The organism is Marinobacter guineae (assembly GCF_002744735.1).
Classification (GTDB): Bacteria; Pseudomonadota; Gammaproteobacteria; order Pseudomonadales; family Oleiphilaceae; genus Marinobacter; species Marinobacter guineae.
On record NZ_KZ319344.1, the window covers coordinates 67,315 to 80,479 of the forward strand.

Sequence of the window (13,165 nt, forward strand, 5' to 3'; positions counted from 1 at the left end):
ATCAGAACCGGCTCAGGATGAAACCTGCGAGCGCCAGATCCGCAGGTACCGTAATTTTAATGTTGTCAGGCCGGCCCTCAACCAGAACCGGCATGTTACCGGAAAACTCCATGGCAGAGGACTCATCAGTAACCGGAAGGCCCGCTTCAAGGGCGCTCTCCAGAGATTCAACCAACAACCGGTACCGGAACATCTGCGGCGTCAAGGCCCGCCAGAGTGAACCCCGGTCAACGGTTTCGGAGACCTCGGGAAGTTCTCCCTGGTCGGCCTTTTTGAGGGTATCTGCGACCGGCGATGCAAGCAGACCTCCCACGGGGTGGGTGTAAAGCCGGTCAATCAGGTTGGCAAGATCCCTGGTATGGATGCAGGGCCTGGCCGCGTCATGAACGAGGACCCAGTCGTCATCCCGGACCTGCTCTGCCAGCGCGTGCAGCGCGGACAACACCGAACAGGCCCTCTCGGAACCGCCGGTACAGGTTTGAATACGGCTATCCTGGCTGGCTTCCGTATCCGGCCACCAGTGATCGGCGGGGTGAAGTGGCACCATGCAGCCGGCAAAAGGGGCAGAGTCCATCAGGCGGGAAAGAGTGATGTCCAGAATAAAACGTTGATCGATCCGGAAATACTGCTTTGGATGATCCGCCTGCATGCGCTGGCCGATGCCGGCGGCAGGAACAATCAGCCAAAGTCTCGGTGCAGTCATAGACAATCAGTTTTCGACAACGAGAAAAAAGGTCTCGTCTTCCCTTATCAGGCCGAGGTTCATTCTGGCGCGCTCTTCGACAGCGCCCTGCTCGTTGCGAAGGTTCCGCACCTCGGCGTAAAGACGTTCATTACGGGTCGCCAGCTCGGCATTTTCTTCACGTTGCTCGGCAATGGACTTCTCAAGAGCCCAAACCTGCGCAAAGCTGCCCTCTCCAACCCACAGGCGCACCTGAAGCAGGAGAATCACAACAACCATAAGGGCCCAGAGCAACTTCATTGCCGATTCCGTTCAAAAATTAATCAATCAAATTTACAACGTCGGACGTTGAGTATAGACCTTAGAGTAGATTAGCAACAAATACTTCTAACTGCCTGTGTAAAAAGGCCATCGTACTCAAGCTTTCGCTCAGAACACGATGGCCTTAACAGTTTTTCGCTAGCAGCCGGCCTGACACCAAGCCAAAACTGGTCAGATCAGTCGATCAGCCCTGCCCCTTGATCTCGCTCAGGCCGCGATACGGAGCCTTACCGTCCAGGGCTTCCTCAATACGTAGCAGCTGGTTGTACTTGGCAACCCGGTCTGAACGGCACAGGGAGCCGGTCTTGATCTGACCGGCACAGGTCGCCACCGCCAGATCAGCAATGGTGGTGTCCTCGGTCTCACCGGAACGATGCGAAATCACGGCTGTAAAGCCGGCATCCTGAGCCATTTTGATGGCATCGAGGGTTTCGCTCAGGCTGCCAATCTGGTTGAACTTGATCAGAATGGAATTGCCAACGCCCTTGTCGATACCCTGCTTCAGGATCTTGGTGTTGGTTACAAATAGGTCATCACCGACCAGCTGAATCTTGCTGCCCAGTTTATCGGTCAGAACCTTCCAACCGTCCCAGTCGCTCTCGTCCATGCCATCTTCGATAGACACGATCGGGTAGCGCTCGCACAATCCTGCCAGGTAATCGGCAAAGCCTTCAGAGTCAAAGCTCTTGCCTTCACCAGAAAGCTGATACTGGCCGTCTTTGTAGAACTCGGAAGACGCACAGTCCAGAGCCAGAGTCACATCGGTACCCAGCTTATAACCGGCCTTCTCAACCGCTTCCTGAATAACCGCCAGCGCCGCTTCGTTAGACGGCAGATTCGGGGCAAAACCACCCTCGTCACCCACAGCGGTATTCAGACCCTGAGCCTTAAGCACTTTCTTCAGGCTGTGGAAAATCTCGGCACCGATACGCAGCGCCTCAGCAAAGCTCTTGGCCGCCACAGGCTGAACCATGAACTCCTGGATATCGACGTTATTATCGGCGTGCTCGCCACCGTTCAGGATGTTCATCATCGGTACCGGCATGGAAAACTTACCGGATGTGCCATTGATGTCGGCAATGTGCTCGTACAACGGCTTACCCAGAGAAATCGCCGCCGCTTTCGCTGCTGCCAGGGAAACTGCCAGAATGGCGTTGGCACCCAGGTTGGCCTTGTTCTCAGTGCCGTCCAGTTCCAGCATGACGTTGTCCAGACCACGCTGATCGGCGGCGTCTTTACCCACAAGCGCATTACGAATCCTGGTGTTTACAGTTTCAACCGCTTTAAGAACACCTTTGCCAAGGTAACGGGAGGCGTCACCATCACGCAGCTCCAGAGCTTCGCGGGAACCGGTGGAGGCACCGGATGGCGCGCAGGCACTACCGACGGTACCGTCTTCGAGGATAACGTCTGCTTCAACAGTTGGGTTACCGCGGGAATCCAGAACCTCACGGCCTTTGATGTTGGCAATCTTGGTCATTCTTCTCTGTCTCCAAGTTCATGTTCAAATTCGGGAGTCAGAGCGAGCGGGAACGGCCCTGCGAAAACCGCTACAAGCACATCCCTGTGCGCTTGTTTCGGGCCATCCATGGCCCTCTACATTTTCGCAGGGCCGTTCCCGCTCACTCCCATAGTCCGCGTAAAACGCCAACACCGCCAGTCAGGCGGTGTCGATAGGTTTAAAACTTTTTACCAGATCATCCACCGCCTTTGCCCGCTGCAGGAAAGGCTCCAGCTGACTGAGGCGAAGGGCACAGGGACCATCGCACTTGGCCTGATCGGGATCGGGGTGAGCCTCCAGGAACAAACCCGCCAGGCCCTGAGACATTCCGGCTAGCGCGAGATCTGTCACCTGCGCACGACGGCCACCGGCAGAATCGGCGCGACCACCCGGCATTTGCAGCGAATGAGTCACATCAAACATCACCGGCACATTCATGGCTTTCATGATGCCAAAGCCCAGCATATCGACGACCAGGTTGTTGTAACCGAAGCTGCTCCCCCGCTCACACAGGATCACCTTGTCGTTGCCGGCTTCCTCGCACTTTTTAATAATGTGCTTCATTTCCTGGGGCGCCAGGAACTGGGCTTTCTTGATGTTGATAACCGCACCGGTTTCGGCCATCGCTACCACGAGATCAGTCTGCCGGCTCAGGAAGGCAGGCAGCTGGATGATGTCACATACCTCCGCTGCGGGTGCGGCCTGTGCCGGCTCGTGGACGTCGGAGATAATGGGAACACCGAATTTGCTCTTGATGTCCGCCAGGATCTGCAGCCCCTTCTCAAGACCGGGGCCCCGGAAGGAATGCACGGAAGAACGGTTGGCCTTGTCGAAAGACGCCTTGAAAACGTAGGGGATACCAAGTTTGCCGGTGGCCTCAACATAAGCCTGCGCCACCTCCATGGCCAGTTCCGGAGATTCGAGGACGTTCATACCGCCGAACAGCACAAACGGCTTGTCGTTGGCGACCTCGATTCCCGAAACGTTTACGGTGCTCTGCGCCATACTCAGGATCCTTTCTTGTTGGCCAGTGCTGCCTCAACAAAGCCCTTGAACAGCGGATGGCCGTCGCGGGGTGTGGAGGTGAATTCCGGGTGGAACTGACAGGCCACAAACCACGGATGATCCGGCGCCTCGACCACTTCCACCAGCCTGCCGTCGGTAGATCGGCCTGCGATCTTGAGACCCGCCTCTTCCAGCCTCGACAGGAAATGGTTGTTCACTTCATAACGATGACGGTGGCGCTCACGAATTGTTTTCTTTCCATAACAGCTGGCAATGGTGGAATCATCGCTCAGCACACAGTCCTGGGCGCCCAACCGCATGGTGCCGCCAAGATCCGACTCTTCAGTCCGCTCCTCGCGCTCACCGGTAGCATCCAGCCATTCGGTGATCAAGCCGACCACCGGCTCAGGGGTGTGCTCGCGGAATTCGGTGCTGTGGGCGTCTTTCAGGCCGGCCACATTGCGGGCGTATTCAATAACCGCCACCTGCATACCCAGACAGATGCCCAGATACGGAACCTTGTTCTCTCGGGCATACTGAACCGTGCGGATCTTGCCTTCCACACCGCGCTCACCGAAACCGCCGGGCACGAGGATAGCGTCGGCATCTGCCAGCACGCCGGTGCCGTCGCGCTCAATATCCTCGGAATCGATGTAATTGATATTGACCTTGGTGCGGGTCTTGATGCCGGCGTGCAGCAGGGATTCGATCAGGGACTTGTAGGCGTCCAGAAGCTCCATGTATTTGCCTACCATGGCAATGGTCACTTCGTGCTGCGGGTTCATCAGGGATTCAACAACCTCGTCCCACTCACTCAGGTCCGCCGGGCGGGCGTCGAGATTGAAGCGTTCAATCACCAACTGATCCAGGCCATGTTCGTAGAGCATGCGCGGAATGGCATAAATGGACTTGGCGTCCTGCAGCGGTATAACCGCCCGCTCTTCCACGTTGGTGAACAGGGCAATCTTGCGGCGGGAGCTTGCGTCTACCTCATGCTCGGAACGACACAGGAGAATATCCGGCTGCAGGCCGATGGAGCGCATTTCCTTGACGGAGTGCTGGGTTGGCTTGGTCTTGATCTCGCCTGCGGTTGCGATGTAAGGCACCAGGGTCAGGTGCATGAAGATCGCGCGCTGGGGCCCGACTTCTACCTTCAACTGACGGCAGGCTTCAAGGAACGGCAAGGATTCGATGTCACCCACGGTGCCACCGATTTCGATCAGGGCCACATCCGCACCGGCCGCGCCTTCCACAACCCGACGCTTGATTTCGTCAGTGATGTGGGGAATCACCTGGACGGTACCGCCGAGATAATCACCGCGGCGTTCCTTGCGGATCACTTCTTCGTAGACACGGCCGGTGGTGAAGTTATTGCGCTTGCTCATGGGGGTGCGGATGAAGCGCTCGTAGTGGCCCAGGTCCAGGTCTGTCTCCGCGCCATCTTCGGTGACAAAAACCTCACCGTGCTGAAACGGGCTCATGGTGCCGGGATCCACGTTGATGTACGGGTCCAGCTTGAGAATAGTGACCTTCAGGCCGCGTGCCTCGAGGATCGCAGCCAGAGAAGCGGATGCGATACCTTTCCCCAAGGAGGACACGACACCGCCGGTGACGAAAATATAACGCGTCATGCAGATTCCATGATTGTCTGGTTCGGTGAAGGAGGGAGATTGTCATCTCAAGATGGGACGCCAGACTACCAGAAAGGCCCCACTGACTCAATCACATTCCCGTTCAACAACCAGCCGCCAGCCGGCGGCATGGGCGCCTCCCGAGTATTGTTCAGAACACCACAAATCGCCAACGGCGACGAGCTCCCCAGAGCCCTCCGGGCCCGCAAAAACCAGCGGCAGACGGGCTCTCTCCCAGGGTGGGACCCTAAGCTCCTGAAGCCATTTCTTAAGCGATCGGGACAGACCGCCAGGATGTAAACGGACTCGCTCGCCGCCCTGCCTCGTAGATATCCGTATTGGCGGCGGCGGGCTTTTCGGGATAGCGACCGGCTCCAGCTTCAGGGACCACTCGCCCCAGCGTTGGGCCGGACCGGGTTCGAGAACCACCGACGTTTGCGGTAATGGTATTTTCTTCGTAACCAGATACAGATCCCCCTGAAATCGTCGAAGGCTGAAGCCCTCGGCCCGCAATTCCGGCTCCCGGTCCTCACCTGCAAAAAGCAGGTCATGCAGGCTCTGCTGCCAGTTTCCGACAGAAGGCGGCTGAAATCCACGCTCCCGGATCCACCAGCGAATCAGGTTCCTCTGCTCCGCCAACGAGAGAGTCTTCAGACCGCTTGTCGACAGGCGGTCCCGCTCCCCGCCGAGAGACTGCCACTGTAGCTCGGCCAATTTCCGGTTCAGGGTTTCGCTCTCGGCGCAGGCGCCGGCGGTATGGCACAGCCTGCGGTTCAGCCCCGGCCAGCGGGACCGCACGAGCGGCAGCACCCGGTGCCGGAGAAAGTTCCGGTCGAAGCGCTCGTCGGTATTGCTGGGGTCGTTGACCCAGGATAATCGGGCCACCTGCGCCCAGCGCTCAAGCTCTGACCGCTCCAGATGCAGTAATGGCCGAACCAGACGTCCGGCGCCCAAGGCGCGGCTGGCCGGCATACCCGCCAGCCCGGCCACGCCACTTCCCCTGAGCATTCTGAACAATACGGTTTCTGCCTGATCGTCGGCGTGATGGGCCATCAACAGAATGTCCCGGGGCCGCATCAGTTCTTCCAACACCCCGTACCGGGCGTTCCGGGCCGCCTCCTCGATGCCACCGGAACTTCCGTGATCATTACTGGCCTCGACGGACACCCGCTCGACGACCAGCGGCACCTTCAGATCTGCACACAGAGCCCGGCAGAACGCCTCGGTTTTCGAAGCGTTCGGTTGCAACTGGTGATTGATATGGACAGCGTTGACGGTTCCTGCGGGGCCATGGCAATGGGCTGCAACATGCAACAACAATGTCGAGTCCAGACCGCCACTCAAGGCGACCCACAGGCGGGAGAAATCGGAGAGTTCTCTGACCGGGACACACAGGGCCTCCGGCCAGCAGAATCCGGAGTCGGGCTCAGCGCCCTGTGTCATAGCGAGTCAGCCGCTCATAGCGGCGGGATACCAGCTCATCCAGGGGCAGACGACTGAGTTCAGCGACACCTTTTGCAAGAACTTCCTTGAGAGACTCTGACATTTTCTCGGGATTGCGATGCGCGCCGCCCAGGGGTTCGGTGATAACGTTGTCCGCCAGCCCAAGGTGTTTCAGGCGGTCGGCGGTGACACCCATGGCCTCTGCGGCCTGGGCTGCATACTCGGCACTCTTCCAGAGAATCGAGGCGCAACCTTCCGGAGAAATAACCGCGTAGGTGGAATACTGGAGCATGTTCAGCTGATCACAAACGCCGATGGCCAGTGCACCACCGGAACCGCCCTCACCAATCACCGTTGAAATAATGGGCGTTTTCAGGCGCGACATCACCGCCAGGTTGAACGCAATGGCCTCGCTCTGGCCCCGCTCCTCAGCACCGATGCCCGGGTAGGCCCCCGGCGTATCGATAAAGGTCAGGATCGGCATCCTGAACCGCTCGGCCATTTCCATCAACCGCAAGGCCTTACGATAACCCTCGGGGCGGGGCATGCCGAAGTTACGCTTGACCTTGTCACGGACTTCCCGGCCCTTCTGGTGGCCGATGACCATCACCGGCTTGTCATCCAGCCGGGCGGTACCGCCCACAATGGCCAGGTCATCGGCATAACGGCGGTCACCGTGCAGCTCGTCAAAATCCTCGAACATCGATTCGATGTAATCGAGGGTGTATGGCCTGCGCGGATGCCTGGCCAGACGGGAGACGTCCCAGGGCTGAAGGTCGGAGAAAATACTCTCCGTCAGGCTGACGCTTTTTTTCTTCAGCCGGGTAATTTCGTCGGAGATGTTGATGTCGGTGTCGTTGCCGACCATGCGAAGCTCTTCAATCTTGGCTTCCAGGTCGGCAATTGGCTGTTCGAAATCCAGATAATTAGGGTTCATGATGTTCCGTCATTTTTTGCCAGGCGGGACAACGCTCCGCCAAACCAGAATTTGAAACAAAGATAGCAGCGCCCGGCCAAGGGCTAAAGCGGACCTTGGTATGAGTCCGCAATCTGACATAGTTTTAATTTTCGGGCTTACTCAATCATAGACCAGTTCTACCGACTGGTCGCCTACGAGGTACCGGAGTTCCAGCAACAGGTTATCGTCAGGCTGAACCCGCCAGGATTCACCCAGCTCAATCCGGGTTGAAGCATCAGGGCTACTGTATTCGATCCACACCGGGCTGCCGTCGCAGCGGAAGGGCCGCAAGGTGCTATCGAGTTTCTCGAGCAAACCGTTCTGCAACTGGTCGGCATGGAGGTTCAGTTTCAGTCCGCGACTGAACTGCTGGCGCGCTGTAGCCACATCCATTACCGAACTCACCCGCATCTTCATCTGACCCGAGTAGTCATCGTGGCTTACCTGCCCCTCAACAACAATCACCTGATCGGATTGCAGCAGTTCCCGATTCTCAAAAAACGCTTCCGAGAAAAGGGTAGCCTCTATCCGGGCACTCCGGTCATCCAGTGTAATAAAACACATGGTGGAACCGGTGCGGGTTTTCATGGTGCGCTGGGCGACTACGAGCCCTGCAACGCGCTGAGGCGATTTGTTGGGCTTCAGGTCAGCAATGGAGGATCTTACGAATCGCCGTACCTCTTTCTCATATTCATCAAACGGATGACCGGTCAGGTAAAGGCCAAGGGTATCCTTCTCCCCCTTGAGCCGCTGCTTTTCGGGCCATTCCCTTACGCCGGCAACATCCTCATAGGGATCGCCACCCTCGCCCGCTTCCAGCATTTCACCGAACATATCGGTCATACCGACGGATTCGTTGCGGGATTGCTGGCCAGCCTGTTGCACGGCCTTTTCGATGCTTGCCATCAGCTGGGCCCGGCCAGCGCCGAGTTTGTCCATGGCGCCGCAACGGATCAGGGCCTCCATGGCCCGCTTATTGACTTTTTTCAGGTCTACCCGCCGACAGAAATCAAAAATATCCTGGTACGGCTCGCCATCTCCGCGCCCTTCCACAATGCTCTGGATCGGCCCCTCACCCAACCCCTTGATGGCACCCAGACCATAGACGATCTGGCCCTCATCGTTAACCGTGAAGGTATATTCCGAGCGGCTGACATCCGGCACCAGAAGATCCAGCTTCATGTTCCGGCATTCTTCGACCAGGGTGACCACCTTGTCGGTATTCTGCATATCCGCAGTGAGTACCGCAGCCATGAACTCCGCCGGGTAATGGGCCTTCAGCCACAGGGTCTGGTAGGACACCAGGGCATAGGCGGCCGAGTGAGATTTGTTGAAACCGTAACCGGCGAACTTCTCCACCAGGTCAAAGATGTTTTCAGCCAGGGTCTTGTTGATGCCATTCTGTTCACAGCCGTCCAGAAAAAACTGCTTCTGTTTGGCCATTTCCTCCGGTTTTTTCTTGCCCATGGCACGGCGCAGCATGTCGGCATTGCCGAGCGTGTAGCCAGCCATCACCTGGGCGATCTGCATGACCTGCTCCTGGTACAGGATGACCCCGTAGGTCGGCTCCAGGACGGGTTTCAGGCCCTCGTACTGATAATCCGGGTGCGGGAACGACATCGGCTGCCGGCCATGCTTCCGGTCGATAAAGTCATCCACCATGCCCGACTGCAGCGGCCCGGGGCGGAACAGCGCCACCAGGGCGATCATGTCTTCCAGGGAATCTGGCTGGAGGCGACGGATAAGATCTTTCATGCCCCGGGATTCCAGCTGGAAAACCGCCGTGGTTTCCGCTTTTTTCAGCATGTCGAACGAGGGCACATCCGCCAGCGGAATCTCGTTGATATCCAGTGCCGGCAATCCCCGCTTTTCCCGGCGCGGATTGATCATCTTCAGCGCCCAGTCGATGATCGTCAGCGTCCGCAGCCCAAGGAAGTCGAACTTGACGAGACCGGCCTCTTCAACGTCGCCTTTATCAAACTGGGTGACCAGGCTTCCGCCCTCGTCGTCGCAATACAACGGCGAGAAATCGGTGATCTTGGTGGGGGCAATAACCACACCACCGGCGTGCTTACCGGCGTTCCGGCAGACACCTTCAAGCTTCAGGGCCATTTCCCAGATTTCCTGGGCCTCTTCGTCCTGATCCAGGAAGTCCTTGAGCTGGGGCTCTTGAATCAGGGCTTTTTCGAGGGTCATCCCCGGTTCAAAGGGAATCATCTTGGAAAGTTTGTCTGCCAGGCCGTAGGACTTGCCCTGCACCCGGGCAACGTCACGCACCACCGCCTTCGCCGCCATGGTGCCGAAGGTGATAATCTGGGAGACGGCCTCTCGGCCGTACTTCTCGGCCACATAGGCAATCACCCGGTCCCGACCTTCCATACAGAAGTCGACGTCGAAATCGGGCATGGAGACCCGTTCCGGGTTCAGGAACCGCTCGAACAGCAGGTCGTATTCAAGTGGGTCCAGATCGGTAATCAGTTGGGCGTAGGCGACCAGGGAACCGGCACCGGAGCCCCGCCCCGGACCAACGGGCACGCCGTTGTTCTTGGCCCACTTGATAAAGTCCATCACAATCAGGAAGTAGCCCGGGAATCCCATCTGGATGATGATGTCCAGCTCGAAATTCAGGCGCGTGTAGTAGGCCTCGCGCTTGGCATCGTATTCGGGGTCATCTTTGCTCAGGGTCTTGGCAAGCCGCTCTTCCAGGCCTTCTTCCGATACCTTGCGGAAGTATTCGTCCATGGTCATCCCGTCGGGAATCGGGTAGTTCGGCAGGAAGTATTCACCCATGCGAACCTTGACCGAACAGCGACGGGCGATCTCCACCGTGTTCTCAATCGCTTCCGGGATATCGCTGAACAGCTCGATCATATCCTCGGCGCTACGCAGGTACTGCTGGTCGCTGAAGCGCCGATCACGGCGGGGGTCATCCAGGGTTCGGCTCTCGCCGATACACACCCGGGCTTCGTGTGCCTCGAAATCATCCGCATCCAGGAAGTGGACATCGTTGGTGGCCACCACCGGCAGGCGCAATGCCTGGGCCAGCTCAACACTCAGGTGCAGGCAATCTTCGTCCCCGGGGCGCCCGGTGCGCTGCAATTCCAGGTAATAGCTTTCCGGATACAGCTCCATCCAGTAACCGGCGCGCTCACGGGCCAACTCCGGTTTGCCCGCCAGCAGGGCCTTACCGACATCCCCCATTTTGCCACCGGAGAGCGCAATAAGCCCCTTCGGCCGGGCCTCAAGCCATTTGCGCTGTATGATCGGTTTTCCGAAGCGCTGGCCTTCGGTGTAACCGAGAGAGATGATTTCAGTCAGATTCAGGTAGCCGTCGTTGTCCCGGGCCAGCAGTGTCAGCCGGAACGGATTCTCCGGCTCATCCGGGTTTTCAAGCCAGAGATCGGCGCCAATAATGGGCTTTACCCCGGCCCCCATGGCCGCCTTGTAAAAGCGCACCAGCGAGCACATGTTGGACTGTTCAGTCAGTCCCACCGCTGGCATACCCAGCTCAGAAACACGGTTGATCAGCGGCTTAACCCGTACCAGGCCATCCACCATGGAGTACTCGGAATGGACACGGAGGTGTACAAAAGTCTGCGACATAACGTCAGGTTATTCCTGCTGTAAAATTCGATTAGGGCAACGGCCTTCAACCGCCAATCAGCGCCCGGATGTCTTCTTCAGTTTGCGGGCCAAAACGGGCTTCAACCAGATCGCCGTCCGGGTTAACGATGAATGTGGCCGGCAGAGCCACGGGTAACTTCCAGCCAAACTCGGGGCCCGGGTCGTCCGCCAGCATGGTAAAACCGATACCCATCCGATCACCGAGCTCCACCAGCGCTTCTCCGCGTATGCCATCAAAGTTAACGCCGAGAATAGTGATATCAGGCGCCTTGTCCAGCTCGTTCAACTCAGGGATTTCTTCCAGGCATGGCTTGCACCATTCCGCCCAGTAGTTCACCAGCACCCATTGGCCACGCAAGGTGTCCCAGTTCAGTTTTGTACCGCCAGCCCGCTCCAGTTCAATTTTCTGGCAACCCGCCAGGGCCATAACCATCAGCAAAAGGCCGGCAGCGGCGAGCCGCGCACGAGCACGCAACGAATCAGGGTACTGCACTGGAAAACCTCCTGTTAGACTACCGGCCACGGAAATCATGGTATCCATTCAGACAATCAGGCACGAAGATGACAGAACCAACCCGGATTTTCCACAACCCTCGCTGCTCAAAATCTCGCCAAGCCCTTGAACTGCTTACCGAACAGGGCATTGAACCGGAGATTATACGCTACCTTGAAACGCCACCGACAGAGCAGCAGCTCGAGGACATTCTTGCTGCACTGAATCTGGAGCCCCGTGATCTGATGCGCACCAAGGAAAATGAGTATAAGGAACAGGGCCTCGATAATCCCGACCTCAGCCGTGAACAGTTAATCGCCGCCATGGTTGCCACTCCGAAATTGATCGAGCGGCCGATTGTGCTCGCTAACGGCAAAGCGGCCCTTGGCAGGCCACCGGAAAACGTACTTTCCATTCTCTGAGCCAGACCGTTTTCAAAGAGCCGGACCAAAAGGATCGCTGACGATGCCCGAGCAACTGCCGTACATTCTCATACTTTTTTACAGCCGTAACGGGCAGACTGCCGAGCTGGCCAGCCAGATTGGCCGGGGAGTCGCGCGGGTAAGCGGAATCGAAGCCAGGCTGCGATCGGTACCGACGGTTTCTCCGGACACCAACGCCTCGCTGCCACCGGTGCCGGATTCCGGCGCACCCTACGCCAGCAAATCCGATCTCGCCCATTGCGCCGGGCTGGCCATCGGCAGTCCGACCCGCTTCGGAAATATGGCAGCGCCTCTTAAGCATTTCCTGGACACCACCGGGGATCTCTGGCTCAGTGGCGCCCTTGAAGGCAAACCCGCCGGTGCGTTCACTTCCACTGGCAGCCTTCACGGTGGCCAGGAAGCCACATTGATGACAATGATGGTGCCGCTACTCCACCACGGAATGGTTATTTGCGGCCTGCCCTACTCGGAGAAAAGCCTGAATGAAACGGAGTCAGGCGGCACGCCCTACGGTCCGACCCACTGGTCCGGCACCGGCGAACAACAACCGCTCAGTACTCACGAGAAAGCCCTGTGCCAGGCGTTTGGCGAGCGACTTGCCAAGTTTGCCCTGAAACTCAAAGACTGATACAGGCTTTGGTCTGGAACGTAACGTCTCAACCACTTCTTTTTGCCGGAAATACACTATGCTGAACAACCCCAAGGCCCGTTACACTGCCCGGGCTACCATGGCTCTATACATCGGCGTGCTGGCCACGTTATTGATTACCACCTTCTATCCGGCGCCGGTTGAGGGCGTGTCGATTCCATTGATGCTGTCGGTGAAGCTGGTTCCGCTGCTTGCCTTCGCCATACCGGTATTCCGGGCCAACAACCGGGGCTATATCTGGATGTCGTTCGTGGTGATCTTTTATTTTACCCAGGCGGTCGTCTCAGCCTGGCTCAGCGAAGGCGCTCCCGGGCCGGTCATTCTGACGATTCTGACCTTCCTGCTGTTCACTGTTGCCATGATTCACCTTAAAGTGAACCGGCCGGTGGCGAACTGAAACACACTTATCGATACC

Annotated in this window: 12 protein-coding genes; 3 read left to right on the forward strand and 9 right to left on the reverse strand. The window is 57.8% G+C overall.

The features are described 5' to 3' along the window. Nucleotide 1 precedes the first annotated feature (1 nt). The 9 genes from ispD to CLH62_RS20000 form a co-directional block, all read right to left on the reverse strand. Nucleotides 2-703, reverse strand: a complete 702-nt coding sequence (gene ispD, locus CLH62_RS19960) for a 2-C-methyl-D-erythritol 4-phosphate cytidylyltransferase (RefSeq protein ID WP_099619939.1) — start codon at nt 701-703, stop codon at nt 2-4. 6 nt (nt 704-709) lie between these two features. Continuing rightward, nucleotides 710-982: a septum formation initiator family protein gene (locus CLH62_RS19965; protein WP_099619940.1), complete on the reverse strand. Its 273-nt coding sequence runs from the start codon at nt 980-982 to the stop codon at nt 710-712. 205 nt (nt 983-1,187) lie between these two features. Continuing rightward, on the reverse strand, nt 1,188-2,483 hold the full coding sequence (gene eno, locus CLH62_RS19970; protein WP_099619941.1) for a phosphopyruvate hydratase: 1,296 nt from the start codon (nt 2,481-2,483) through the stop codon (nt 1,188-1,190). A 180-nt stretch (nt 2,484-2,663) separates the two neighbouring features. Beyond that, nucleotides 2,664-3,509, reverse strand: coding sequence for a 3-deoxy-8-phosphooctulonate synthase (gene kdsA, locus CLH62_RS19975; RefSeq protein ID WP_099619942.1), 846 nt, complete (start codon nt 3,507-3,509; stop codon nt 2,664-2,666). A gap of 2 nt (nt 3,510-3,511) precedes the next feature. Continuing rightward, a complete protein-coding gene (locus tag CLH62_RS19980) occupies nt 3,512-5,140 on the reverse strand; it encodes a CTP synthase (protein ID WP_099619943.1) in 1,629 nt (542 codons plus the stop codon). A gap of 87 nt (nt 5,141-5,227) precedes the next feature. Next, nucleotides 5,228-6,583, reverse strand: a complete 1,356-nt coding sequence (gene tilS, locus CLH62_RS19985) for a tRNA lysidine(34) synthetase TilS (RefSeq protein WP_099619944.1) — start codon at nt 6,581-6,583, stop codon at nt 5,228-5,230. Further along, entirely contained in the window at nt 6,567-7,520 is a 954-nt protein-coding gene (accA, locus tag CLH62_RS19990; RefSeq protein WP_099619945.1) for an acetyl-CoA carboxylase carboxyl transferase subunit alpha, read from the reverse strand. The genes tilS and accA overlap by 17 nt, the downstream gene beginning before the upstream one ends. A gap of 141 nt (nt 7,521-7,661) precedes the next feature. Continuing rightward, nucleotides 7,662-11,144, reverse strand: a complete 3,483-nt coding sequence (dnaE, locus tag CLH62_RS19995; protein WP_099619946.1) for a DNA polymerase III subunit alpha — start codon at nt 11,142-11,144, stop codon at nt 7,662-7,664. 46 nt (nt 11,145-11,190) lie between these two features. Further along, nucleotides 11,191-11,658: a TlpA family protein disulfide reductase gene (locus CLH62_RS20000; protein WP_099619947.1), complete on the reverse strand. Its 468-nt coding sequence runs from the start codon at nt 11,656-11,658 to the stop codon at nt 11,191-11,193. Nucleotides 11,659-11,726: 68 nt separating this feature from the next. Here CLH62_RS20000 and arsC point away from each other — a divergent pair, with 68 nt between their 5' ends. The 3 genes from arsC to CLH62_RS20015 are packed head-to-tail and all read left to right on the forward strand — an operon-like array spanning nt 11,727 to nt 13,147. Continuing rightward, nucleotides 11,727-12,080, forward strand: coding sequence for an arsenate reductase (glutaredoxin) (arsC, locus tag CLH62_RS20005; protein ID WP_099619948.1), 354 nt, complete (start codon nt 11,727-11,729; stop codon nt 12,078-12,080). A gap of 43 nt (nt 12,081-12,123) precedes the next feature. Further along, nucleotides 12,124-12,729 (forward strand): NAD(P)H:quinone oxidoreductase, encoded by a 606-nt coding sequence (gene wrbA, locus CLH62_RS20010; protein WP_099619949.1) that lies wholly within the window; start codon nt 12,124-12,126, stop codon nt 12,727-12,729. Between the two features lie 58 nt (nt 12,730-12,787). Beyond that, nucleotides 12,788-13,147 (forward strand): DUF2069 domain-containing protein, encoded by a 360-nt coding sequence (locus CLH62_RS20015; protein WP_099619950.1) that lies wholly within the window; start codon nt 12,788-12,790, stop codon nt 13,145-13,147. Nucleotides 13,148-13,165: the final 18 nt, after the last annotated feature.